Annotated in this window: 23 protein-coding genes, 1 tRNA gene and 1 pseudogene; 16 read left to right on the forward strand and 9 right to left on the reverse strand. The window is 70.9% G+C overall.

Translation table 11 applies throughout. The features are described 5' to 3' along the window. Window positions 1-92 precede the first annotated feature (92 nt). Window positions 93-165, forward strand: a tRNA-Arg gene (locus ABD366_RS34515). Between the two features lie 147 nt (window positions 166-312). Here ABD366_RS34515 and ABD366_RS34520 read toward each other — a convergent pair. Beyond that, window positions 313-534, reverse strand: a complete 222-nt coding sequence (locus ABD366_RS34520) for a hypothetical protein (RefSeq protein WP_324776050.1) — start codon at window positions 532-534, stop codon at window positions 313-315. A gap of 143 nt (window positions 535-677) precedes the next feature. Here ABD366_RS34520 and ABD366_RS34525 point away from each other — a divergent pair, with 143 nt between their 5' ends. The 5 genes from ABD366_RS34525 (at window position 678) to ABD366_RS34545 (ending at window position 4675) form a co-directional block, all read left to right on the forward strand. Continuing rightward, window positions 678-1106 (forward strand): cytidine deaminase family protein, encoded by a 429-nt coding sequence (locus ABD366_RS34525; RefSeq protein WP_324776052.1) that lies wholly within the window; start codon window positions 678-680, stop codon window positions 1104-1106. A gap of 125 nt (window positions 1107-1231) precedes the next feature. Next, window positions 1232-1756: a toxin-antitoxin system HicB family antitoxin gene (locus tag ABD366_RS34530; RefSeq protein WP_324776054.1), complete on the forward strand. Its 525-nt coding sequence runs from the start codon at window positions 1232-1234 to the stop codon at window positions 1754-1756. Between the two features lie 98 nt (window positions 1757-1854). Further along, window positions 1855-2700 (forward strand): DUF4097 family beta strand repeat-containing protein, encoded by an 846-nt coding sequence (locus ABD366_RS34535; protein WP_324776056.1) that lies wholly within the window; start codon window positions 1855-1857, stop codon window positions 2698-2700. Between the two features lie 122 nt (window positions 2701-2822). Next, on the forward strand, window positions 2823-3854 hold the full coding sequence (locus ABD366_RS34540) for an ATP-binding cassette domain-containing protein (RefSeq protein ID WP_324776058.1): 1032 nt from the start codon (window positions 2823-2825) through the stop codon (window positions 3852-3854). Further along, window positions 3851-4675: an ABC transporter permease gene (locus ABD366_RS34545; protein WP_324776061.1), complete on the forward strand. Its 825-nt coding sequence runs from the start codon at window positions 3851-3853 to the stop codon at window positions 4673-4675. Before ABD366_RS34540 ends, ABD366_RS34545 begins: the two co-directional genes overlap by 4 nt. Before the next feature lie 56 nt (window positions 4676-4731). On the opposite strand, the gene ABD366_RS34550 is transcribed toward ABD366_RS34545, so the two are convergent. After that, the gene (locus tag ABD366_RS34550; RefSeq protein ID WP_324776101.1) at window positions 4732-6666 is read right to left on the reverse strand and encodes an AMP-dependent synthetase/ligase; all 1935 of its coding nucleotides are present in this window, start codon (window positions 6664-6666) and stop codon (window positions 4732-4734) included. A 165-nt stretch (window positions 6667-6831) separates the two neighbouring features. Continuing rightward, a complete protein-coding gene (locus tag ABD366_RS34555; protein WP_324776063.1) occupies window positions 6832-7506 on the reverse strand; it encodes a TetR/AcrR family transcriptional regulator in 675 nt (224 codons plus the stop codon). Window positions 7507-7624: 118 nt separating this feature from the next. On the opposite strand from ABD366_RS34555, the gene ABD366_RS34560 reads away from it, so the two are divergent. Both ABD366_RS34560 and ABD366_RS34565 read left to right on the forward strand, forming a co-directional pair. Continuing rightward, window positions 7625-8092 carry an SCP2 sterol-binding domain-containing protein gene (locus ABD366_RS34560; protein ID WP_324776065.1) on the forward strand — a complete coding sequence of 156 codons (468 nt, stop codon included), beginning with the start codon at window positions 7625-7627 and terminating at the stop codon, window positions 8090-8092. Window positions 8093-8103: 11 nt separating this feature from the next. Continuing rightward, window positions 8104-9318, forward strand: a complete 1215-nt coding sequence (locus ABD366_RS34565; RefSeq protein ID WP_324776104.1) for an acyl-CoA dehydrogenase family protein — start codon at window positions 8104-8106, stop codon at window positions 9316-9318. A gap of 148 nt (window positions 9319-9466) precedes the next feature. On the opposite strand, the gene ABD366_RS34570 is transcribed toward ABD366_RS34565, so the two are convergent. Continuing rightward, a complete protein-coding gene (locus ABD366_RS34570) occupies window positions 9467-9931 on the reverse strand; it encodes an ATP-binding protein (RefSeq protein WP_324776067.1) in 465 nt (154 codons plus the stop codon). A 166-nt stretch (window positions 9932-10097) separates the two neighbouring features. On the opposite strand from ABD366_RS34570, the gene ABD366_RS34575 reads away from it, so the two are divergent. Both ABD366_RS34575 and ABD366_RS34580 read left to right on the forward strand, forming a co-directional pair. After that, window positions 10098-10949, forward strand: coding sequence for a helix-turn-helix domain-containing protein (locus tag ABD366_RS34575; RefSeq protein WP_324776069.1), 852 nt, complete (start codon window positions 10098-10100; stop codon window positions 10947-10949). 11 nt (window positions 10950-10960) lie between these two features. Next, a complete protein-coding gene (locus ABD366_RS34580; protein ID WP_324776071.1) occupies window positions 10961-11161 on the forward strand; it encodes a DUF397 domain-containing protein in 201 nt (66 codons plus the stop codon). A gap of 11 nt (window positions 11162-11172) precedes the next feature. Here ABD366_RS34580 and ABD366_RS34585 read toward each other — a convergent pair whose 3' ends face one another. From ABD366_RS34585 to ABD366_RS34595, 3 genes are all read right to left on the reverse strand, one after another. Next, window positions 11173-12837, reverse strand: a complete 1665-nt coding sequence (locus tag ABD366_RS34585) for a vWA domain-containing protein (protein WP_411293884.1) — start codon at window positions 12835-12837, stop codon at window positions 11173-11175. A gap of 219 nt (window positions 12838-13056) precedes the next feature. Then, complete coding sequence (locus ABD366_RS34590; RefSeq protein WP_324776073.1) at window positions 13057-13938, reverse strand: ABC transporter permease; 882 nt, start codon at window positions 13936-13938, stop codon at window positions 13057-13059. Continuing rightward, window positions 13935-16646: an alpha/beta fold hydrolase gene (locus tag ABD366_RS34595; protein ID WP_324776075.1), complete on the reverse strand. Its 2712-nt coding sequence runs from the start codon at window positions 16644-16646 to the stop codon at window positions 13935-13937. Before ABD366_RS34595 ends, ABD366_RS34590 begins: the two co-directional genes overlap by 4 nt. 314 nt (window positions 16647-16960) lie before the next feature. Between ABD366_RS34595 and ABD366_RS34600 the strand changes: the two genes are divergently transcribed. From ABD366_RS34600 to ABD366_RS34625, 6 genes are all read left to right on the forward strand, one after another. Beyond that, the gene (locus ABD366_RS34600; protein ID WP_324776077.1) at window positions 16961-18265 is read left to right on the forward strand and encodes an ABC transporter substrate-binding protein; all 1305 of its coding nucleotides are present in this window, start codon (window positions 16961-16963) and stop codon (window positions 18263-18265) included. A gap of 49 nt (window positions 18266-18314) precedes the next feature. After that, window positions 18315-19283 (forward strand): carbohydrate ABC transporter permease, encoded by a 969-nt coding sequence (locus ABD366_RS34605; RefSeq protein ID WP_324776079.1) that lies wholly within the window; start codon window positions 18315-18317, stop codon window positions 19281-19283. 1 nt (window position 19284) lies between these two features. Continuing rightward, a complete protein-coding gene (locus ABD366_RS34610; protein WP_411293885.1) occupies window positions 19285-20187 on the forward strand; it encodes a carbohydrate ABC transporter permease in 903 nt (300 codons plus the stop codon). After that, the gene (locus ABD366_RS34615; RefSeq protein ID WP_344443087.1) at window positions 20184-20936 is read left to right on the forward strand and encodes a hypothetical protein; all 753 of its coding nucleotides are present in this window, start codon (window positions 20184-20186) and stop codon (window positions 20934-20936) included. The genes ABD366_RS34610 and ABD366_RS34615 overlap by 4 nt, the downstream gene beginning before the upstream one ends. A gap of 61 nt (window positions 20937-20997) precedes the next feature. Then, window positions 20998-21975: a LacI family DNA-binding transcriptional regulator gene (locus ABD366_RS34620; protein WP_324776083.1), complete on the forward strand. Its 978-nt coding sequence runs from the start codon at window positions 20998-21000 to the stop codon at window positions 21973-21975. A 68-nt stretch (window positions 21976-22043) separates the two neighbouring features. Continuing rightward, window positions 22044-23378, forward strand: a complete 1335-nt coding sequence (locus ABD366_RS34625; RefSeq protein ID WP_411293886.1) for a Gfo/Idh/MocA family protein — start codon at window positions 22044-22046, stop codon at window positions 23376-23378. 38 nt (window positions 23379-23416) lie between these two features. On the opposite strand, the gene ABD366_RS34630 is transcribed toward ABD366_RS34625, so the two are convergent. Together ABD366_RS34630 and ABD366_RS34635 are read right to left on the reverse strand one after the other, a co-directional pair. Then, the gene (locus ABD366_RS34630; protein WP_324776085.1) at window positions 23417-23626 is read right to left on the reverse strand and encodes a DUF397 domain-containing protein; all 210 of its coding nucleotides are present in this window, start codon (window positions 23624-23626) and stop codon (window positions 23417-23419) included. Next, window positions 23623-24405, reverse strand: a pseudogene (locus ABD366_RS34635) (helix-turn-helix domain-containing protein). The gene ABD366_RS34630 and the pseudogene ABD366_RS34635 overlap by 4 nt, the downstream one beginning before the upstream one ends. Window positions 24406-24408 lie beyond the last annotated feature (3 nt).

A 24408-nucleotide genomic window follows, 5' to 3' on the forward strand; every position in this document is an offset into this window, starting at 1 on the left:
GCAGCAAGGAGCGGGACCCGGGAGCCCTATCCTTGACCCCGGCAAGGTCACGGATCTCCCCCGCATCCGTCCCGGCCACCGGCCACACACCGGCCCCCGTAGCTCAGTGGATAGAGCAGGCGCCTTCTAAGCGCTTGGCCGCAGGTTCGAGTCCTGCCGGGGGCGCCCATACAGCCTCATCTGCGGAGACGCCGGTGAGGCTTTTCATGTTCCGGCGCTGCCTGGTGCCACGGCACGGCGGCACGGCGAAGCCCCGGGTTCTCTTCCGTAGGGGCTACGGGTGGAGTCCGGGGCCGGCCTGGCGCGGGAGCGTCAGAGTTTGTCCATGTGGGTGTACGGGCTGCTGATGCGGGCCTGGCGGGAACCGAAGTCGACGAGCATCGCGACGCCGTTCTCGACGCCGATGATCCTTCCCAGGCCGTACCGGTCGTGCGTGACCCGATCCCCGAGGGCGAAGTGCTTGGGGGGAGCGGCGGACGGAGCGTTGAAGGGGCTTGTCGGCAGGTGGCGTCGGGGCGCGGAGGGCTTCGTCATCGTGTTTCCAGTATGCGCCCCCGGAGCCTCAAAATGTCAGGCCGTAAAGAACCAGTAAGGCAACGAAGCGCGTCCCGGCCCCCGTTCCGTGTGCTCGGAGTGATCGACCCTCACCCTGGGCCGATCAAGAACAAGAGGAGACCATGAGTACGCCAGCCGCCCGCGTCGACCACGAGCTCGTCGACGCCGCCGCCCTCGTCGCCCGCACCCGCTGTCGCGGCGACAACCACACCGTCGCCGCCGCGGCCCGCGCCCGCGACGGCCGGATCATCACCGCGGTGAACGCCTACCACTTCACCGGCGGGCCCTGCGCCGAGCCCGTCGTCATCGGCGCGGCCGCCGCCCAGGGCGCGTACGAGCTCGTCACCATCGTCGCCGTGGGCGACCGCGACCGGGGCGTCATCCCGCCGTGCGGACGGTGCCGGCAGGTGCTGCTCGACTACTTTCCCGATATCGACGTCATCGTGGGGGCCGCGGAAGCTCCTGGACAGGGGGAGGTTCGGGCCGTTCGGATCACGGAGTTGCTGCCCTTCTCCTACGTGTGGGCCGATCATCAGCTCGACGAGGAGTAAGGCTGCGGCGCCGCGTAGTGCCGCGTGGTGCCGCGTAGTGCCGCGCAGTGCCGCGTGGCGCCATATCGCGCCACTATGGCGTCAGAACCTTGCCCGTGGTGCCATCATGGTGCCACTATGGCGTTATGGACCTCACGCCGTACGTCGACTCCCTGCACCGTGAACTCGCGGTGGCCGCCGAAGCCGGAGGGGACGAAGCGCGTGCGCTGGCCGAACGGCTCACCGCTCCCCTGGAGTCGGCGACGCGGTTGACCCTGCTCAACGTGCTCTCCGCCGCGATGGACGAGATCACCCGCGATCTCGCCCCGGGCTCGGTCGACGTACGGCTGCGGGGGCTCGACCCCGACTTTCAGGTGACGTTGCCGTCGGGCGGCGCCTTCGAGGAGCAGGCGGGGCCCGTCGAGCCGCCGAAGACAATGAGCCCGGCGCCCGCCGACAGCGACGAGAGTGGCACCGCCCGCGTCAATCTGCGACTGCCCGCCCACCTGAAGGCACGCGCCGAGGAGGCCGCGAGCCGCGAGGGTCTGTCGGTCAACGCGTGGCTGGTGCGAGCCGTCTCCGCGGCCGTCGAACCCGGCACCGCCGCCGCGCCCCGCCCCGCCGAGAGGACCCGGAGCGGCGGCCAGAGCTACACCGGCTGGGTGCGTTAGCCACCCGGCCCCGCGCCCCCCTCCTACAGAAACCCGCACCACGTCCACCACGTCCCACCTGCAGGGACGCCGCGAAGACCCATGAGGACGGGACAGCCATGCCTTCTTTCGACACTCCTGAACCCATCTCGGCCACGGCCCACGTGGACGCCGGATCGATCCGGTTCGTCGCGTCCGGGCGCGCCGACACCGTCGTCGATGTGACGCCGCGCGACCCGAAGAAGGACGCCGACGTACGCACGAGCGAGCAGACGCAGGTCTCGTACACGGGCGGCGCTCTGCACATCAGGACGCCCAAGCAGCGGTATCTCTTCGGTCGCACCGGCGTCGTCGACATCGTCGTCGGCCTGCCCGCCGGCTCCCAGGTCGAGGCGACCGGCGCCTGGACCGAGGTACGCGGCGAGGGACGGCTCGGCGAGGTGCGTGTGAAGACCTCGTCCGGCGATGTCCGCCTGGAGTCGACGGGGCAGCTCCATCTGACCGCCGCGCACGGAAACATCAGCGTCGACCGCGTCCAGGGCTCCGCCGAGGTCACCACCAGCTCCGGCAGCCTGCGCGTCGGCACGGTCGACGGCACCGCGGTGCTGAAGAACTCGCACGGCACCACGATCGTCGGCACGATCAGCGGCGACCTGCGCGTCCGCGGCGCCAACGGGGACATCATCGTCGACTCCGCCGAGGGTTCCGTCGCCGCGACCACCGCGCACGGCACCGTCCGCGTCGCCGAGGTCGCACGCGGCGAAGTGCAGTTGGAGACCAGCTACGGCGCCATCGAGGTCGGCGTCCGCGAGGGCACGGCCGCCTGGATCGACGTCAGCTCGGGCATGGGCCGGGTGCACAACGCGCTCACCGCGTCCGACAGCCCCGGGAAGTCGGAGGACACCGTCGAGGTCCGCGCCCGTACCCGCTACGGCAACATCGACGTCCGCCGCGCCCGCGCCTGAGATCCAGCTCCCGCTCCCACTGTCAGCCCCCTTCGTTCCCGGTCCCCCTCACTCCCGGTCCCCTTCGTTCCCGGTCCCCTTCACCGCATACGCCCTCGGAGGGCCATATGCCTTCATCTGTCATGTCCACATCCAGCAACAGCAACAGCGGATCACAGCCGCCCGCCGTCTCCGCCGTCGGCCTGCGCAAGTCCTACGGCGACAAGACCGTCCTCGACGGCATCGACCTGCGCATCCCCGCCGGTTCGGTCTTCGCCCTGCTCGGGCCCAACGGCGCCGGCAAGACCACCACCGTGCAGATCCTGTCGACGCTCATCGCCGCCGACGGGGGCCGGGCCCAGGTCGCCGGGCACGATGTCGACGACTCGCCGGACGGGGTGCGCGCCGCGATCGGTGTCACCGGACAGTTCGCCGCGCTCGACGACCTGCTCAGCGCCGAGGAGAACCTGCTCCTCATGGCCGACCTGCTGCGCCTCGGCAAGCGCGAGGGCCGGCGGCGGGCCACGGACCTGCTCCGGCGGTTCGACATCGCGGACGTCGCCGCGAACCGCGCCGCCACCTTCTCCGGCGGCATGCGGCGCCGCCTCGACCTCGCCATGACGCTGGTCGGCGACCCCGAGGTGATCTTCCTCGACGAGCCGACCACCGGACTCGACCCGCGCAGCCGCCGCACCATGTGGGAGATCGTGCGCTCGCTCGTGGCGGACGGCGTCACCGTCTTCCTCACCACCCAGTACCTGGAGGAGGCCGACCAGTTGGCGGACCGGATCGCCGTGCTCGACGGCGGCCGGATCGTCGCCGAGGGCACCGCCGACGAGCTCAAGGCGCAGATCCCCGGCAGCCACGTACGGCTGCGGTTCACCGGGCAGGACGAGTTCGAGCGGGCGGCCCTGGCGTTTCCCCACGCGGCCCGCGACGACGAGGAACTCGCTCTGCGCATCGCGGGCGACGGCGGTCTGGGTGCGCTGCGCACGCTGATCGACCGGCTCGACGCCTCCGGGGTGGGCGCCGCCGACTTCTCCGTCCACACCCCCGACCTCGACGACGTGTTCCTCGCCCTCACCGGCAACGGCAGCGGCAGCGGCAGCAGCAGCAGCAGCAGCACCCGTAACGAAGACGGCACCGCCCTGTACGTCAAGGAGACCTTGCGATGAGCACCCTGTCCTACGCCGTCCACGACTCGGCGACGATGCTGCGGCGCAATCTCAAGCACGCGATCCGCTACCCGGCGGTGGGGTTCGGCAGCGCCATGACGCCCATCCTGATGCTGCTGCTGTTCGTCTACGCCTTCGGGGACTCGATCGGCGCCGGTATCGGCGAGGGCGTGGGCGGCGGCACCGGAACCGGCTCCGGCTCCGGCTCCGGCCGCGACGCGTACGTGAACTATCTGACGCCCGGCATCATCATCATGGGCGTCGCCGCCGGATCGATGTCGACGTCGGTCGCGGTCTGCTCCGACATGACCAAGGGCATCATCAACCGCTTCCGCACCATGAACATCACGCGTTCGTCGTTCATGACGGGCCATGTCATCGGCAGCGTCGTCCAGACGATGCTGTGCATGGTCCTGGTCGTGGGCGTCGCGTTCGCCGTCGGTTTCCGGTCGGGGGCGTCGCCGCTGGAGTGGCTCGCCGCGTTCGGTCTCCTCGCGGCCGTGGCGTTCGCGGTGACCTGGCTGTCGGCGGCGCTCGGTCTGATCTCCAAGACCGTCGAGTCGGCGAGCAACAAGCCGCTCCTTGTGCAGTTCCTGCCCTTCCTCGGCTCGGCGTTCGTGCCGGCCGAGTCGATGTCGCCGGGCCTGCGCTGGTTCGCCGAGTACCAGCCGTTCACGCCGATGACCGAGACGCTGCGCGGCCTGCTGACCGGTACGGCGATCGGCCACAGCGGCTGGGTCGCGCTCGCCTGGTGCGCCGGGATCACCCTGGTCGGCTACCTCTGGTCGCGTTCACTCTTCAACAGCAACAGCAAGCGCTGAGGGCCGCCGCCCTTGAGGTGCCGAGACGCGCCCGGCGCACGCCTCCGCGCACCGGCTCAGCCCCCGTACAGCTCCTCGATCTCCCGCTCGTACGCTGCCGTCACAGCCGCTCGCTTGATCTTCAGGGAGGGGGTGAGCAGTCCGTTGTCCTCGGTGAACTCGCCCTCCACCAGGGAGAACTTACGGATGGACTCGGCACGTGAGACGGCCTCGTTGGCGAAGTCGACGGCCTTCTGCACGGCCTCGACCATCCGCGGGTCGCGAATCACCTCGGACATCGGGGTGTCGGCGGGCAGTTTGCGCACGCTCAGCCAGTGGGCGACGGACTCCGGTTCGAGGGTGATGAGGGCGGCGACGTAGGAGCGGTTGTCGCCGACGACGAGGCACTGGCCGACCGGGGAGCGGCTGCGCAGCCGGTCCTCCAGGACGGCGGGCGACACGTTCTTGCCGCCGCTGGTGACGAGGATGTCCTTCTTCCGGCCGGTGATGGTCAGATAGCCGTTGTCGTCCAGCGCGCCGAGGTCGCCGGTGGCGAACCAGCCGTCCGCGTCGAGGACTTCGCCGGTCGCCTCGGCGTTCTGCCAGTAAGCGCCGAAGACGATGGGGCCCTTGATGAGTACTTCGCCGTCGTCCGCGATCCGGACCGTGGTGCCGGGGACCGGCAGGCCGACGGTGCCGGGCCGGGGCCGCAGCGGGGGTGTGATGGTCGCGGCGGCCGTCGTCTCGGTCAGGCCGTAGCCCTCGTAGATCACGATTCCGGCGGTGTAGAAGAAGAGGTTGAGGCCCTTGTCGAGGGGCGAGCCGCCGCTGATCGCGTAGCGCAGGCGGCCGCCGAGTTCCTTGCGGACGCGGCGGTAGACGAGCAGGTCGTAGAGGCCGGTGGCGAGGGTCAGGCCGAGTCCGGGCCCCGGTGTGCCGTCGAGGAACTTCGCCAGGCTGCGTTCGCCGAACGTGACCGCGATCCGGTCGGCCCGGTCGAACGAGGCGCCGCGCCCGATCTTCTCCGCGGTGGCCCGGCCGGTGTCGTGGATCTTCTCGAAGAGGTACGGCACACCGACGACGAACGTCGGCCGGAACGAGCGCAGTTCGGGCCGCAGCTCGTCGGGCTTGATGCTCGGGCAATGACCGAGTTCGATACGGGCCAGCAGACACGCCACCTGGATCGTCCGGCCCAGGATGTGCGCGAGCGGCAGGAAGAGGAGGGTCGAGGCGGCCTGGCCCGTGATGGCCTTGAAGATGGGGTGCAGCAGCTCGACGGTGTTCGCGGCCTCCGCGTACAGATTGCCGTGCGTGAGGACGCAGCCCTTGGGGCGGCCGGTGGTGCCGGAGGTGTAGCAGACCGTCGCTACGGTGTCGGGGGTGAGCGCGGCCCGCCGTTCGGTGACCTCGTCGTCCTTGATCTCCCGGCCCAGCGTGGCGAGTTCGGCCAGGGCGCCGCTGTCCAGCTGCCAGGTGCGCGGCCGGTCCGCGTCGGGCAGGGCGGCGAGTCCGGCTTCGGCGGAGACCGCGTTCGCCGCCGTCTCCACGATCAGCAGCCGGGCACCCGAGTCCCGCACGATCCACTCGATCTGCTCGGGCGAGGAGGTCGCGTAGACCGGCACGGTCTGGCCGCCGGCCGCCCAGATCGCGAAGTCGAGGACCTGCCATTCGTAGCGGGTACGGGACATCAGGGCGACGCGTCCGCCCGGTTCGAGGCCGGCGGCTATCAACCCCTTCGCGGCGGAGGTGACTTCCTCGGCGAACTCCGCGGCGGTGACCGGCTGCCACTCCCCGCCGGGCTCCTTGCGCCGTACGACGACGGTGTCCGGCACCTCGGCGGCGTTCACGAACGGGATGTCGGCGGGCGTCGAGCCGTCCGGCGGCGGCTCGGCGAGCGGCGCGACGCGCGCCTGGCGGACCACGCCCCGCTCGTCCCGGACGAGTTCGGGTCTCGCGCGGTCGGCCAGGTCGCTGCGCTTCCTCGCCCGTTTCAGGTCCTTGCGTACGCCCATGACGGCTCCCGGTACGTGCTTCACGTGCCCGTTCGTACTTACTGAGGAGTCAACTTACTAGCGCGTAAGAAAAATTCAATGGGGTGTACGCGAATCGGGCCGCCGAGCAGATCGACCAGGCTCCGCCGGGTTCCGCCGGGTTCTCCGGGTTCCGCCGGATGTCGCTCAGCCCTCCGGCAGCCACGCCTTGCCGTCGAGGACGTCGCGCATGCCCACCCACACCATGTTCATCAGGCGCAGGGCGATGCCCTCGGGCGCCTGGCCGGGGTTGCGCTCCATCCAGTCGGTGAGCGAGTCGGCCGCGCCGACGAGCGCGTGCGCGACGAAGTCGGCGTCCTCCGCGCCGAGCCGGCTGCCGCGGCCACTGTCCGAGATGCCGTCCCTGACCAGCCCCGCGACCTCGGCCATGACCGCCCGCCTGGCCTCGGCGACGGCGGTGGCGATCGCCTCGCTCAGCTCCGAGGCCTGCCGGTGCAGGACGACCCAGCTGTCGCGGTGCTCGGCGACGAACGCGAAGAACGCCGACAGGCCCGCGTACAAACGCAGTTCGGGCGCCGCGCCCGCCCCGCGGGCCGCCTCCTGGAACGCGCTGACCAGCCGCTCGGCCTCGCGGCGCAGGCAGGCGAGGAAGAGGCCCTCTTTTGAGTCCAGGTAGAGATAGACCATCGGCTTGGAGATTCCGGCGAGTTCGGCGATCTCGTCGACGGAGGCCGCGTGGTACCCGCGCTTGGCGAAGACGCGGACCGCCACGTCGATGATCTGCTGCTCGCGCTCCTGCCGCGGCACGCGTTTGCGCCGCGCCGCCGTGCGCCCTTGAGCCGCTCCCGAAGTCCCCGTCACCCTTGTCAGCCTACCTACGTCGCCGTAACCTTACCAATCAGTAAGCTTACCGTTCAGTAAGAACCGGAACCACAGACCGACCACCGGAACCAACCACCGGACTACCTAGGAGAGTTCCATGAGCGGTGCCGACGAAATCGCGGCCCTCGACTTCGCGAGCGTCACGCCCGAGGAGTTCGCGCGGCTCGTGAAGGGCCTGTCCGCGAAGGAGATCAGCGAGATCGCGGAGGACAGCACCCTGCGCGCCCGGGTCCTGAAGGAGGTCTTCGGGCGCATGGAGCGGCAGTTCAAGCCCGACGTCGCCGGGTCCCTGGAGGCGCTCATCCGCTGGAAGGTCACCGGTCAGGGCACCACCCCCGAGGCGGTCTACGAGACGAAGATCACCGGCGGCACGTGCACGGTCACCGAGGGCCGCTCGGACGCGGAGCCGCGCGTCACGCTCGTCATGGGCGACGCCGACTTCCTCAAGCTGGTGTCGGGCAACTCCTCGCCCGTCACGATGTTCATGCTGCGCAAGGTGAAGATCGTCGGCGATGTCGCGCTCGCGGCAGGTCTGACCCGCTACTTCGACATCCCGAAGGCATAGGGGACGGCGACATCATGGCTTTCTCTCTCGAACTGGACCAGGAGCAGCGCGATCTGCGCGACTGGGTGCACGGGTTCGCGGTCGACGTGGTGCGTCCGGCGGCCGCCGAGTGGGACGAGCGCGAGGAGACTCCCTGGCCGGTGATCCGGGAGGCCGCGAAGATCGGGCTCTACGGGTTCGAGTCCCTGGCCGAACTCTTCGGCGACCCCAGCGGGACCTCGTTGCAGATCGCCAACGAGGAGCTGTTCTGGGGTGACGCCGGCATCGGCATGGCGCTGTTCGGTACGTCGCTCGCGGTCGCCGGGATCTTCTCGTCCGGTACGCCCGACCAACTGGCCGAGTGGGTGCCGCAGTGCTTCGGCGACGAGACGGACCCGAAGGTCGCGGCGTTCTGCGTCTCGGAGCCGCAGGCCGGTTCGGACGTGGCGGCGATGCGGACGCGGGCCCGCTACGACGAGGCGAAGGACGAGTGGGTGATCAGCGGCCAGAAGGCCTGGATCACCAACGGCGGCATCGCGAACGTGCATGTGGTGGTGGCGTCCGTCGACCCCGAGCTGGGTTCGCGCGGGCAGGCGGCGTTCATCGTGCCGCCGGGCACGGCGGGCCTCGAAGGGGCCAAGAAGATACGGAAGTTGGGGCTGCGGGCGTCGCACACGGCGGACGTGTTCCTCGATGACGTCCGCGTACCCGGGCACTGCCTGCTCGGCGGCAAGGAGAAGTTGGACAGGCGGCTCGCGCGGGCCCGCGAAGGAACCCGCGCCAAGGGGCAGGCCGCGATGTCCACGTTCGAGGTGAGCCGGCCGACCGTGGGCGCGCAGGCGCTCGGGATCGCGCGCGCCGCCTACGAGTACGCGCTGGAGTACGCGGGCGACCGGGAGGCGTTCGGCCGCCCGATCATCGAGAACCAGGCCATCGCTTTCGCCCTCGCGGATCTGCGTACGGAGATCGAGGCGTGCCGGCTGCTGATCTGGCAGGCGTCCTGGATGGCCCGCAACGACAAGGTCTTCGACGCCGGGCAGGGCTCGATGTCGAAGCTGCGGGCCGGTGAACTCGCCGTCGCCGCCAGCGAGAAGGCGATCCAGGTCCTCGGCGGCGCCGGGTACAGCCGGGAACACCCGGTGGAGCGGATGTACCGCGACGCCAAGATCTACACGATCTTCGAGGGGACCAGCGAGATCCAGCGGCTTGTCATCGCGCGGGCGATCTCTGGGCGGCAGATCCGCTGACGCGGGGCCCTGGGGCTGTTACGGGGTGCCCGGTGTCCCGGCGGCCCCGGGCCTATGCGCCGTAGGGGCCGTGCGTCGGGTGCGGGTGCACGTGTGTTTGTGGCTGGTCGCGCAGTTCCCCGCGCCCCTGAAGGGCGGGGGGCCGGCCTCATCCGGGACCGGACCCTTCGCCCTGTAGCTCGAACGTGCACCACACCTGCTTCTCGTCGAAGCCGGTTCTGTGCCAGCCCCAGCGGCGCGCCAGCGTCGCCACGAGGTGCAGGCCGCGGCCCCCTTCGCTCAGCAAGTCGACGCCGCAGGTGGGCAGTTGCGGTCTGCGTGCCGGGGCGTGGTCCGTCACCAGGACCCGCAGCGACGGCGGGGCGTACACGCGCGGCGCCCCCAGGATCAGCTCCAGGCCCGCGAGGCCGTCACCGTGCCGGATCGCGTTGGTGCACAGTTCCGCCACCGCGAGTTCGACCGAGTCCGCCAACTCCGGTAGCCGCCAGTGTTCTTGGACCCACGTCCTGGCGCGGCGCCGGGCCTGGGCGACCGGTCGGTGCGGGTCGAGCGTGGAGGCGTCCCAGCCGATTCGGGTGGGGGTGGTGTCGTGGAGCGCGTGGGGGGTGTCCATCGTTCACCTCGTGGTGAGTGGGCCGACGAGTGGCCTGCGTCACACACCATAGACCCACCTCTAAAACACGTAGTACCCGATTCACTAAAACGAGTCTCTTATTCGCATTCGGTGGACCGGGACTCCGATGGTCGGCAAACTGTGCGCGCGGACAAGGAGTTGACCCATGGCACCACGCATCACGCCCACCGTTCGTCAGCGCCGCTTCGGGACCGAGCTGCGCCGGATGCGCGACGCCGCCGGGCTGACCGCGCCCGTCGCCGCGGAGCGCCTCGGCTCGGACCGGACGATGATCTCCAACATCGAGTCGGGTCGTTTCGGCATCAGCGAGGAGCGGTTGCGACGTCTCGCGAGCATCTACGAGTGTGACGACGCCGAGCTGATCGACGCGCTGGCCGCCATGACCGGCGGCCGGACGCGCGGCTGGTGGGACGAGTACCGGGGCAAGGTTCCGCAGGACTTTCTCGACCTGGCCGAGCTGGAGCATCACGCCGTCGGACTGCGCACTCTGCAGACGGCGTACCTGCCCGGCATGTTCCAGACCGAGGAGCACGCCCGTGCCCTGTTCGACCTGTTCATCCCGGCGCTGCCGCGCCTGGAGGTAGAACTGCGCATCGCGCAGCGGCAAGCACGGCACCGCGTGCTCACCAAGACGCCCCCGGTGCGGTACCAGGGACTGGTTCACGAGGCCGCGCTGCGCATCCACGTCGGCGGACGGGACGTGGCGCGGGCCCAGCTCGCCCGCCTGCTGGAGGAGAGCGAGCGGGAGAACGTGACGCTGCTCGTGATCCCGTTCAGCGCGGGAGAGTTCCCGATGGCCGGCGACTCAGTGTTGTACGCGGCCGCCGAGAGCCCCCTTGTGGACACCGTCCAGGTCGACTCCCCGATCGGCGCCGTCTTCTTCGACTCCCCGACTCAGCTGGCCAATTTCAGGCGGCGCCTGGACGCAATCGAACAAGTAGCGTTGAATCCGCAGCAGTCGAGGGACGTCATCCTCGGCATCGCCAAGGATCTCTAAGAGGAACCGGTATGGCCGAGTTGAAGTGGGTCAGGTCGACCTACTCGGAAGCGTCCGCGAACAATTGCGTCGAGGTCGCCCTCCCCACCCCCCATCTCGTCGCCGTCCGCGACTCCAAGGACCCCGGGCTGCCCCACGCGACGGTGACCCGGTCCGCCTGGGCCGCGTTCGCCCTCGCCGTCGGTGGCGGCAGCCTCGCGCCCTCCGCGTAATCGGGAGGCCCCTACTCGGTCCGCCTCAGTTCGGCCGCGTCACGCACCGCGTCCGCCAGGGCCCGTACGTCGTTGTCCTCCGTCGTCGCCGTCAGGCCCTCGGCCCGTGAGGCCAGTTCGTTCAGGCCCGGCTCGGACGGATAGGGCTTGTCCGAGGCGCCGCCCAAGCGGTGGGCGAAGTACGCGGCGACCGCCGACAGCCGCAGCCGGGGCGCCGTGGCGTCCGACCAGAGCGGGCGGGTCAGGGCGGACGCCGAGACCGTGCCGGAGGTCTCGCGCGGGGCCCGGCTCTCCGGGTCGAGCCAGCGCACCGTCGCCTTCGCCACCCGACCCTCGGCCCCCTCGCGGAGCTTGACCGCGTAGAGGGCGGTCACCGTGTGGCCGGGGCCGATCTCGCCGCCGTCGACACGGTCGTCCCGGAAGTCGTCGTCGGCGACGCGGCGGTTGTCGTAGCCGAGGAGGCGGAAGTCGGAGACGGCCCGCTTGTCGAAGGCGACCTGCGCCTTCGCGTCCCGGGCCCGCAACTCCACGTTGGCGGGCAGTTGTTGGACAAATACCTTTTTGGCGTCGGCGCGCGAGGACACGTACGTGGTGTGGCCGTCGCCCTTGTCCGCGAGGCGTTCCATGAGCGCGTCGCCGTAGTCGCTGCCGACGCCCACTCCGAAGAGGGTGATGCCGTGGGCGCGGCGGGCGTCCGCGACGCGTTCGAGGATCGCGTCGGCCGCGGTCTCGCCGGTGTTGGCGAGGGCGTCGGACATCAGGACGACACGGTTGGTGGCCCCGGCCCGCACCCCCTTGACCGCCGTGGCGTAACCGGTGCGGACGCCCGCGTCGAGGTTGGTGGAGTCGGTGGGTTCGAGGGTGTCGATCGCGTCCTGGACCCGGTCGCGGGCTGCGCCCCCGGACGTGCCGAGCCGCGTCATCGGCAGCACCGTCCTCGCCTCGTCGCTGAAGGTGACCAGGGCGATCGAGTCGTCGGCGCGCAGCTGCCCGGTGAGGTCGGCGAGGCCTGTCTTGACCAGGTCGAGGCGGCCCGGCTCGCCCATCGAACCGGAGATGTCGATGACGAACGTGAGCGCCGCGGGCGGGCGTTCGCCGTTCGAGGGGGCCTGGGCCGTCGCGAGGCCCACCCGCATCAGGCGCCACCCGTCGTCTCCGGTGCGGGCGCCGTCCACGGTCACCGAGAACCCGTTGCCCTCGGGGCGCTCGTAGCCCTGCCGGAAGCTGTTGACGAACTCCTCCGGCCGCACCGTCCCCGGATCCGGCAGCCGCCCCTCCGCAAGGGTGCTGCGGGCGTAGCCGTAGGAGGCGGTGTCGACGTCGAGGGCGAACGTGGAGCGGTAGTCGGCGCCGCCGTCCCGCTCCCTCTTCCCGTCCTGGTCGCCGTCCGGTGCGACGGACGCGGCGGGCCCGTTCGCGGATTCGTCAGCTGACCCGCCTGTGGGACCGCCCTTACGGGCATCGTGCGCCGGGCCCTTCTTCGCCGAGCCCGAGTCTGAGGACGTGCCGTCCGCGCCGCACCCCGTGAGCAGCAGCCCGGCGGCCAGCGCGGCGGCGAGCAGCGCCCCGCCGCGGCGGCGTACTCCGAGCCGGCTCCGCGTACGCCCCGCACCAGCCGTACCGAACGAACCGAACGAACCGGCCGAACCGGCCGAACCGTCCCGCATGATCGCCATCGCCCCTCCCGTATCCCCCGCGTCGGTGTCCTGAGACTCTGACGCGGGAGGCGGGCGGAGTGTTCGTCCCGAGCGATTGCGCCTTGGCCTCAAAGGGGTTACGGGAGGCGGCTGTTGTGACCGGTAGGTGATCGTCCGGAGACCCTACCGATCCTGAGGCCCTGCCGATCCGCAGACCCCACCGATCCTGAGACCCTGCCGATCCGCAGACCCTTCGGCCTACGACACCACGTCCTTCCGCGCGAACCCGCGGAACGCCAGCGCGAACAGCACCACCGCGTACGCCACCGACACCGCCGCCCCCTGGATCATGCCGCTCCACTCCGGCTGCGCCTGGATCAGGTCGGCCCAGGCGAACTGCCAGTGCGCGGGCAGGAAGTCGCGCCAGTCGCCCAGCGCGGTGACCGCGTCCAGGACGTTGCCGACGATGGTCAGGAAGACCGCGCCGCCGACCGCGCCCAGCGGGTTGTCGGTCTTCGTCGACAGCCAGAACGCCAGCGCCGCCGTGACCAGTTGGGACACGAAGATGTAGGCGATGACGACGAGCAGCCGCTGCGCCGCCGCGCCGGCCGGCAGGGACCCGCCCGTCGGGATCTCCAGCGGTCCCCAGCCGTACGCGACCGCGCCCACGCCGAGCGCCACGACCGGCAGCAGCACCATCGCGGCGAGGCTCATCCCGAGCGCGACGGTCAGCTTCGACCACAGCAGGCGGGCGCGCGGTACGGGTGCGGCGAGCAGATAGCGCAGGCTCGACCAGTTCGCCTCGGAGGCGACCGTGTCCCCGCAGAACAGTGCGACCGGGATGACGAGCAGGAATCCGGCGGAGACGAACAGGCACGTCGCCGCGAAGTTCGCGCCCGACGCGGTCGCCGTGTCCATCAGCGTCACCCGGCCGTTGCGCCCCTCCGGCTGGCCGCCGATCGCGAACGCGGCGACGAGCACGAAAGGCAGCAGCGCGAGCACGGCCCCCATGACGAGGGTGCGCCGCCGCTTCACCTGCCGGGCGAGCTCCACCCGCAGGGGCAGCGTCCGCCCGGGCCGGTATCCGTCGGCGCGGCCCGCGACGGGCGGGATGGGCGTGGTCGTCCCGGTGCCGCTCATGCGGAACCTCCGATCAGCGTCAGGAACGCGTCCTCAAGGCGTCGGTGCGGGCCGAGCGACTTCACCGGTACGTCGAGCCGGACCAGGTCGGTCAGCAGACGGGCGGCGGGGTCGGCCCCCACGCGGGCAGGGGCCAGTCGGATCAGCAGGCCGTCGTCGGCGCGGACCGCCGACTCGACGCCCTCCAGCGCCGCCACCTTCTCCAGCAGCGGCTCCGACACGTCACCCGCCAGTCCGACGAGCACGGTGTCGCCGGAGCCGACGATGTCCGCGACCCGGCCCGCCCGCACGAGACGCCCGCGGTCCATGACGACGAGGTGCGTGCAGGACTGCTCGACCTCGGCCAGCAGGTGGCTGGAGACGATGACGGTGCGGCCACCGCGCGCGTACCGGATCATCACCTCGCGCATCTCACGGATCTGCGGCGGGTCGAGTCCGTTCGTCGGCTCGTCCAGGATCAGCAGGTCCGGCAGGCCGAGCATGGCCTGCGCGATGGCGAGCCGCTGCCGCATGCCCTGCGAGTACGTGCGCACCGCGCGGGCCAGCGCGTCACCGAGCCCGGCGATCTCCAGCGCCTCGTCCAGGTGCGCGTCGCCGGGCGGGCGGCCGGTCGCCCGCCAGTACAGCTCGAGGTTCTCCCGGCCCGACAGGTGCGGCAGGAAGCCGGCGCCCTCGACGAAGGCGCCGACGCGGGAGAGGACGGGTGCGCCGGGCCGGATCGCCCGGCCGAAGACGCGGATCTCGCCCTCGTCGGGCCCGATGAGGCCCATGAGCATGCGCAGGGTCGTCGTCTTGCCCGCCCCGTTCGGCCCGAGGAGGCCGAGGACCTGGCCCTTCTCGACGCGGAAGGACAGGTCGCGGACCGCGTACCGGTCCGTCGACTTCGCGTACCGCTTGCTCAGGCCGGTGATCTGGAGCGGCACTTCGGCCAGCTCGGGGTCGGGCGCGGGCGCCGTGGTGCGCCTGCGGGCCGTCAGCAGCAGCGCCGCCGCGACGACGACCGCGCCGACGGGCAGCCACCACACCCAGGCGGGCAGCCCCGCCGCCGCGGTCTCCACGCCGGGCGCGGTCGGCAGGCTCAAGCCCCCGGTGACCGACACCTGGTACGTCGCGGACTGCGCCGGGGACGCGTAACCGAGGTCCGTCGCCGACAGGACGAGCCGCAGGGTGTGGCCCTTCTGCACCTGGTGGTCGATGGCGGGCAGCGTGAACGTGACGTCCTTGCCGTCGCCGCCCGCCCCGGTCACCCGTACCGGCGTGACCAGTTGAGAGGGGAGCACCTGGCGCGCGCCGCCGGGGCCGGCGTCGTACACCTTGGCGAAGAGGACGGCGGTGCCGGTGGAGGACTTCACGTGGGCCGTGGCCGTCGGGGAGCCGGTGATCCGCACGGACTTCTTCAGCGGCGCCGAGTCGAACCGGGCGAACTGGCCGGGGAAGTCGAGCGCGAGCCCGGCGCCGAGGGACGACGACAGCTGGGAGGCGCCGCCGAGGCCGGGGACCGAGGAGATCGACGGCGGGGCGCCGCCCGGCGGGTTCTGGAACGTCTCGGTGGCGGACTTCAGCGGCACGGAGACCTGCTGCTCGCCGCGCAGTCCGGGATACCGGTCGCCGCTCGCGCCGCGCACCGTCGCCGCGCCGTCCGTGGAGTCGACGCCGCCTGTGCGGGTCACGCGGAACGCGGGCCCCGTGTCGACATCCTCGTCCTTCAGATACCGGTCGAACCAGGAGGTCACGCGGCCCGCGGTGCGGTCCGTCTCCATGTCCCCGCCGTCGTGGCCGCCGGCGATCCAGTCGACGTCGACAGGCGCGCCGTTGGCCTTGATCTGCTTCGCCATCGCGTCGGACTGGCTCAGCGGGAACAGGGAGTCGGTCTGCCCCTGCGAGATGAGGGTGGGCACCTTGATGCGGTCGCCGACGGCGGACGGGCTGCGCTCCTCGAGGAGCTTGCGGGCCTGCGCGTCCGGCTTCCCGGACACGGCGACCCGCTGGTACATGTCGCACAGCTCGGCCTCGAAGCGGCCGCAGTGCAGCCCGGCCTCGCTGGTGCGCGCGCCGATGTCCGCGGAGCCGGTGGTGAAGAAGATGCCGGTCCACAGCTTCTTGAAGACGTCGTCCGGGAACAGCGCGTCCGCCAGGTTCCAGTACGTGATCTGCGGGGCGATCGCGTCGACCCGCTTGTCGTAGGCGGCGGACAGCAGCGAGACCGCGCCTCCGTACGAGGCTCCGGTGACGCCCACGCGCGGGTCGCCCGCCTTGTCGAGCCGCACCTCGGGCCGCTTCGCCAGCCAGTCGATGAGCCGCGACACGTCGGCGACCTCGCCGCGGCGGTCGTTGAGCCCGATCTTGCCCGTGGACCCGCCGAAGCCGCGCGCGGACCACGTCAGGACCGCGTACCCGTTCTTGGCGAGCTTCTCCGCCTCGCCGCGCACATCGGCCTTGCTGCCGCCGAAGCCGTGCGCGAGCAGGACCGCGGGCCGCTTCTCGTGGGCGTCACCCGCGGTGAAGTACGACGTCCTGATGTGGACGCCGCCGCCCATCGGCAGCGTCCGGTCCTGCCGGTGCTCCGCGGCTCCGCCCCCGGAGGACGCGGCCGCGGCGACGGACCAGGTCCCCGCTCCCGCGAGCACCACAAGGGCCGCCGCGACGGCGATCCACCGCCGCGGCTTCCCACGTACCCGCTCGCGCCATGCGCCCATTCGTAGATCCATGCGTCAACGGTAGGCGCCACCACCGACAGTCACCGCACCCCCCGGTCGGAACCCGCTGACCTCCCCCGGTAGTACAGTCCGGCCGCCTTGTACCGCAGGCGTGGTACGACGCCGTCCTGGGCGCCCACGAGGCCCGTCGCGCACGGCAAGCGCTTTCCGCATCGATCCTGCAAGCGCTCGCAGCAATCGTCAAGAGGGTGTGCAGCAAAGACAGTTGAAGCGCTTTCTGCCTTGTGAGAACCGTTGACGCACCTGCGAGCGCATGCAAAGGTCCGACCTCGACACCGCCGTCGAGCCGCTCGTGGAGGCCCCCTATGGGCAGTGCCGCCCCCTCCCGCCGCCCGCTGACCCGCCGCACCACCCTGTCCGCCCTGCTGGCCACCGGCCTCGGCGCCGCGCTCACCGCCTGCGGCGAGCCGTCCCGGTCCGTCGGCGCGGGCGGCACCGTCACCCTGCGCTATTTCTTCTGGGGCGACAGCGGCCGGGCCGATCTCATCAACCAGTGCATCACCGCCTTCGAGCGCGAGCATCCGAAGATCAAGGTCAAGACGAGCTTCGCCGCGTTCGACTCGTTCTGGCCGAAGCTGAGCACCGCCGCGGCCGGCGGCAATCCGCCCGACGTGATGCACATCGACTACGCCTGGATCCGTACCCTCGGCGAACACGGCGTCCTCGCCGACCTCGCCGCCCACACCGGCCCCGGCAAGGAGATCGACGCCGCCACCCTCGTCCCCTCGCTGCGCACGGCCGGCCTGATCGGGGACCGCCGCGTCGGGCTGCCGCTGTCCCACAACAGCGTCTCGCTGATGTACGACGCGAAGGCGTGGGCCGCCGCCGGGGCCCGGCCGCCGACCGCGCCGATGGGCTGGGACACGTTCATGGAGCAGTCCCTCAAGGTCACCCGCCACAGCAAACGCAAGCAGTTCGGCATGGACAACCCCGGCCAGAACTACATGGGCGTCGAGACGTGGATGCGCCAGCAGGGCCTGCAGATGTGGACCGAGAAGGGCGGACTCGGCTTCGGCCACGACGACATGCGCCGCTACTTCACGCAGGTCGACGGCTGGCGCGCGGAGGGCGCGCTCGCGGGCCCGGACGTGGTCCTGGAGTCGCTGCCCGGCTACCCCATCACCACCGGCCGGGTCGCCTCCTACCTGGAGTGGGACAACCAGGTCGGCGGCCGCAGCGAGATGCGCGGCAGCAAGCTCTCCCTCGGCCTCGTCCCCACCGACACCAGCCGCTCCGGGATCTACGCCAAACCCGGCATGCTGATGAGCGCCGCCGCGAAGAGCCCGTACCTCAGTGAGGCCGCGCAGTTCATCAACTTCATGATCAACGACCGGCAGGTGGCGAAGATCCTCGGCACCAACATCGGTATGCCGCCCACGACCAGCCAGGAGGGCGCCGCCGCGGTCACCGATCCCGCGGTGCGCCAGGTCCAGACGTACGAGAAGCAGGTCGCGGCCCGGCTCTCGCCGACCCCGCCCCCACCGGCCGACGGCGGCGCCTCGCTCAACGTCTATCTGCAGCGTGTGGCCGAGAAGCTCTTCTACGGCCGGATCTCCGTGGACCACGCCGTGGAGCTCTTCTTCGACCAGTCGAAGGTCGTCCTGGCCTGACAGGCGAGGGCCCAGGCCGCCCCGTCCCCCCTCAACGTACGGAGTCCGCATGGCCTCTACGACGACGACCGACGCCGCGATCCCCCGCGCACGCCGCGGCGGCGCCCCCTCGACCGCGCCCGCCCCCAAGCGCCGGCGCACGAACGACCGCGCCGCGTACGTCTTCCTCACGCCCTGGATGCTCGGCGCCGCCGTGCTGACGCTCGCGCCGATGCTGTTCTCGCTCTACATGTCGTTCACGGACTACAACCTGTTCGACGCGCCCCGCTGGATCGGCCTCGCCAACTACAAGCGCATCCTCTTCGACGACCCCGAAGTACGCGACACCGTAGGGGTGACGCTGCTCTACGTGGTCGTCGCGACGCCGCTCAAGCTGATCGCCGCGCTCGGCGTGGCCCTGCTCCTGCACACGCGGCGCAAGGGCCGCAACTTCTACCGCGCCGCCTTCTACATGCCGTCCCTGATCGGCGCGAGCGTCGGCGCGGCCATCGTGTGGCGGCTGCTGTTCTCCACCGGCAGCGTCGTCGACCGCTTCCTCGGCGCGTTCGGGGTGCACACGGGCGGCTGGATCTCCAACCCCGACTGGTCGCTGATGTCGCTGGTCGCGCTCTCCATCTGGCAGTTCGGCGCCCCGATGGTGATCTTCCTGGCGGCGTTGCAGCAGATCCCGCGCGATCTGTACGAGGCGGCGGAGATCGACGGGGCGGGCCCCTGGCGCCGGTTCCTCTCGGTGACCGTCCCCATGCTGTCGCCGGTGATCTTCTTCAATCTGGTCCTGGAGATGGTGCACGCCTTCCAGATGTTCAACTCGGCGTTCGTGCTCTCCAACGGCACGGGCGGCCCGGCGGGCTCCACCCACGTCTACTCCATGTACCTCTACGAACTCGGCTTCAACGACTTCCGGATGGGCTACGCGGCCGCCCTGACCTGGGTGCTTCTCCTGGTCGTCGGCATCGTCACCGCCGTGCTGTTCAAGACGTCGGGCCGCTGGGTCCACTACGCGGGCGAGGAGAAGTGACGTGACGACGACACCCGTGACACCTGTGACACCTGTGACTCCCCCGACACCGGCGCCGACCACGGCTCCCCGCGCCCGGTCCCGTTCCCTGGCCTGGCATGCCGGGGCGGTGGCCCTGCTCCTCGTCCTGCTCTATCCGGTGGTGTGGGTGTTCACCGCCGCCGTGAAGCCGCCCGACGAGATCCTCTCCAGCTTCAGCCTGCTGCCGAGCGAGGTGACCTGGAGCGGGTTCACCACCGCCCTGGACGGGATCGCCGAGGTGCCCGCCTGGCGCTTCTTCGGCAACTCCCTCGTCCTGGCGCTCGGTTCGGTGCTCGGCAACGTCCTGTCCTGCTCCATCGCCGCGTACGCCTTCGCGCGGCTGCGGTTCCGGGGGCGCGGGCCGATGTTCGCCGTGATGATCGGCACGATCCTGCTGCCGACACACCTGCTGCTCATCCCGCAGTACACGATGTTCCAGCAGGCCGGGCTCGTCGACACGTATGTGCCCCTGCTGCTCGGCAAGTTCCTGGCCACGGACGCGTTCTTCGTGTTCCTGATGGTGCAGTTCGTACGCAATCTGCCGCGCAGCCTGGACGAGGCGGCCCTGATCGACGGCTGCGGGCACTTCCGGATCTTCGGGCACATCGTGCTGCCGCTGCTGCGGCCCGCGCTGATCACCACGGCCATCTTCACGTTCATCTGGTCCTGGAACGACTTCTTCGCGCCGCTCATCTATCTCCAGTCGCCTGAGAAGTACCCGCTGCCGCTGGCCCTGCGGCTGTTCGTCGACTCGACCAGCAGCCAGGACTACGGGGCGATGCTCGGCATGTCGGTGCTCTCGCTCCTGCCGGTGATCATCTTCTTCGTGGCGTTCCAGCGGCTGCTGATCGAGGGGGCGGCGACGTCGGGGGTGAAGGGATGAGCGCGGACTCTTCTGTCGTGCGGTCCCGTCGGCGCGACACCCCGTACGGGGAACGGTTCACGCTCTTCGCCGAGGTGCTGTGGATCGGGCTGCTCGTCGCGGCCGGTTCGCTGCTCGTCGTGACGTGGCCTGCGGCGATGGCGGCGGGCTGTGCGGAGGTTCGGCGGTGCGTGCCGGACGGGCCGTCGGCGGGGACGGGGCGGCGGTTCTGGGTGGCCTGGCGGGCGGCGTTGCGTGGGGGTTCGCGGGTGGGGGTGGTGGGGCTGCTGGTGCTGGGGTTTCTCGGGGCCGATCTGCGGTTGGCCGCGGTTGCGGGGGATGTGCCGTTGTTCGGGGGGCTGGTGGTCGTTGTCGCCGGGGTGGCGGGGGTGGTTGTCGTGGTGCAGATTCGGGTGGCGGCCCGGTGGTCCCTCACGGGGGGTTGGCACCGGGCCGGTCGTGATCCGGTGGGGACGGTGATGCTGGCGGGCGCGGTTCTCGTATCGGCGGTGTGTGTATGGCAGCTGGTTCTGCTGGCGCCGCTGGTGGCGGGGGTCCTGGCCCTGGCCGCGGTAGCAGTGGACCGGCGCTCCCCGCACCCCCCGGGGCTCCGCCCCGGCCCCCGCTCCTCAATCGCCGGAGGGGCTGAAAATACCCACCCCGGCGACGCCGGATCTTCTAGGGGCGCGGGGAACTGCGCGACCAGCCACGACGGCGCGGCACCGGTCGATCGGACCAAGGCCCGCAACGGCGCGGAGGCATCCCGGTGACAGGCGGAGCCACAGGCGCGGCGGCATCCCGGTGAACGGCGGAGCCACCGGCGCTGAGGGCGTGGCCGCGCAGGCAGGCGTGTCCCCCTCCACCGTGAGCCGCTGCTTCGCCACCCCGCACCAGGTGCGCCCGGAGACGAGGGCCCGCGTCCTCGCCGCCGCCGAACGCCTCGGCTACCGCCCCAGCCGCATCGCCCGCTCCCTCGCCCTCGGGCGAACCGGCACGCTCGGCCTCATCGTGCCCGACATCGCCAACCCCTTCTTCGCCGTGATCGCGAAGGCGGTCCAGGCCCGCGCCCGCCGCAAGGACTACGCGGTGTTCCTCGCCGACACCGACGAACACCCCGACGACGAGTACGAGTTGGCGCTCACCCTGGCCCGCCAGGTCGACGGCCTGCTCGTGGTCGCCCCGAGGATGGACGGCGACCGGCTGGGCGAGATCGTCCGGCAGGTGCCGAGCGTCGTCGTGAACCGGAGCGTGTCCGGCGTACCGTCCGTCGTCGCCCCCAGCGAGGACGGCCTGCGCCAGGCGGTCGCCCATCTGCACGCACTCGGCCACGCCCACCTCGCCCTGATCCTGGGCGCCCGCAACTCCTGGTCGAGCGAGAAACGCGGCCAGGCGGTCCGCCGGGCGGCCCAGCAACTGGGCGTCGCCGTCACCGAGTTCGGCCCGCACGAGCCCAAGTTCCATACCGGCGCCCAGGTCGCCGACCTCGCCCTCGCCGCGGGGGCCACCGCGATCGTCGCGCACAACGACCTGATGGCCCTCGGCATCCTGGCCCGCCTCGCCGAACGCGGCGTCCGCGTCCCCGACGACGTCAGCGTGGTCGGCGCCGACGACACCCTGCTCGCCACCACCGCCAGCCCCGCCCTCACCTCGGTCCGCATCCCCCTCGACGCTCTCGGCCGGCAGGCCGTCGACCTGCTGCTGCACCGTCTGGACCAACCCGAGAGCCCACCCCGCGAAACCGTCCTGCCCAGCGAGTTGATCGTCCGCCGCTCCACCGGCCCCGCCCCACGAACCGGTCCAGCCCCATGAACCGGCCCCACCCCACGAACCGGCTCCGCCCCAAGGACCGGCCCCGCCCCACGAAAGGAACCCCGACCGTGAGCTCCCCCGCCACCCCCCAGAAGCGCGCCGCGATCATCGGTACCGGCCACCGCGCCCAGATGTACACCAAGGCCCTCGGCGCCCGCGCCCACTACGACATCGCCCTCCTCGCGGACCCGAGCCCCAGCCGCATCGCCCACCACAACCGGCTCCTGACCACCCTCGGCAAACCGCAGGCGACGGCCTGCGCGCCCGACGACTTCGCGCAGGCGCTGCGCCGCCACCGCATCGACGAGGTCGTGGTCACGACGGTCGACGCGACCCATCACACGTACATCAACACGGCGTTGGAGGCGGGCTGCCGTGTGGTGACGGAGAAGCCGCTCACCACGGACGCCGAGAAGTGCCGCTCGATCCTCGACACCGTCGAGCGCACCGGCGGCGAGCTCTCCGTCGGCTTCAACTACCGCTACAACCCGGCCCACGAGAAGATCTGGCAGCTGCTGCACGACGGCGCGATCGGCAAGATCCGTTCCGTGCACTTCGAGTGGCTGCTCGACGTGCGGCACGGCGCCGACTACTTCCGCCGCTGGCACCGCGAGAAGCGGCACAGCGGCGGCCTGCTCGTCCACAAGTCGGGCCACCACTTCGACCTCGTCAACTGGTGGCTCGGCGCCGCCCCCACCCGGGTCCACGCGGAGGGCGGCCTCGTCTTCTACGGCCGCGACAACGGCGAACGCACCGGCCTGCGCCGCGACTACGTCCGCGCCCACAACTCCCCCGAGGCGGCCACGGACCCGTACGCGATCCGGCTCGCCGACGACCCGAACCTCACGTCCCTCTACCTCGACGCGGAGGCGGCCGGCGACCCGTACATCCGCGACCGGAACGTCTTCGGCGACGACATCGACGTGGAGGACGATCTCGCCCTGCTGGTCCGCTACGACTCCGGCGCGACGATGTCGTACCACCTCACGGCGTACTCGCCCTGGGAGGGCTACCGCGTCATGTTCAACGGCACGGCGGGCCGCCTGGAGCTGGAGGTCGAGGAGAACACCTGGCAGCCCCCGCGCGTCGCCTCCGGCGCACAGGGCGCACACGGCGGGGTCGTCATGGACCGCCCCGGCCGTACGTCGATCCTGCTGCGCCCGCTGTGGGAGGCGCCGCGCGAGATCTCGTACGAGTCCGCCGCCGGGTCCCACGGCGGGGGCGACCTGCGCATGCTGAAGGAACTGTTCGGGGCGGTGGGTGACGGGTCCGACGAGGGAGCCGTGCCGGCGGCGGGGAAGGGGGCGACGGCCCGGGACGGTGCGCTGGCGCTGGCCGTTGGGGTAGCGGGCAACCAGTCGTTGGCCACGGGGCTTCCGGTGGAGACGGCAGCGCTTTTCTGAAAGGCAGCCTGCCTTTCGCGGGCCTCAGCGCCGCCGATTCACGCGGCTTGTGCGGTGAGCCCGTTGATGAACGCGGAAAAGCACCTGGCGCTCACCACGAGAACACCCGTATCGGAGTCTTTCGAGTCGCGTACGCCAACCCCAGGCCCCAGGACCGCAACCTCGACGCACTCGTTGTCAGCGGCGCTGTAGCTGCTCTTGAACCAGCCGCTCGCCATCGGCTGGTTCAAGGCCGATATCTCGTTCATTCGACGAACTCCCGTCGTGCTGCGGTCAATAGGTCAAGACTGGCCGAGGTATCGGCAGCCTGAGATCTGAGGTAGTCAAACATGAGCTTGTAGTTCTGCACCTCGGAGGGGGCGTCCAAGTAGAGCCCGCGCTTGTGCAGTTCGAGGTACACCACGTTCATACTGCTGAGCGGGTCTCCGTCGTCCTCACGGCCGAGGAGCAGGAAGTGGCCTCCGGACCCCGCTGCGTGAGCACCTGCACCGAATCGGAGTACCTGGACATCGACATTGGGCCGTTGCGCCACGGCACGCAGATGGTCGATCTGCTCAACCATCACAGATGCGCCGCCCACCGGCCTGCGCAGCACGGCCTCGTCGAGAACAACTCATAGATGCAGAGCCGGAGATCTCTCCAGGATGGCCTGCCGCCTGATGCGGGCATCCACCTTGCTCCTGATCACATCCGACCCGCTACGGACATCCTGCGCCGCATGCAGAGCGAGGGCGTAACCGGGAGTTTGCAGCAGGCCCGGGACCAGGGTATTGGCGAAGACATGCTCGTACGTGGCGACGTCCTCGAACGATACGAGCGGGTCCATGACTTCGGGCACGGCGGGATGGTCTATCCACCACCCGTTCTCCTGATTGCGGACGAGCTGGATCAACGTGTCCCGTTCGTCCGGGGTAGCGCCGCAGGTATCGGCGAGGGCTCTGACGGTGGGCAACCTGAGCTTGGCGCGGTCCTGCCAGGTCTCGTAGCGGTTCACGGTGCCTACCGAGACGCCGGCGCGCTTGGCCACTTC

Origin of the sequence: Streptomyces kunmingensis (assembly GCF_039533535.1) — a bacterium.
GTDB classification, from domain to species: domain Bacteria; phylum Actinomycetota; class Actinomycetes; order Streptomycetales; family Streptomycetaceae; genus Streptomyces; species Streptomyces kunmingensis.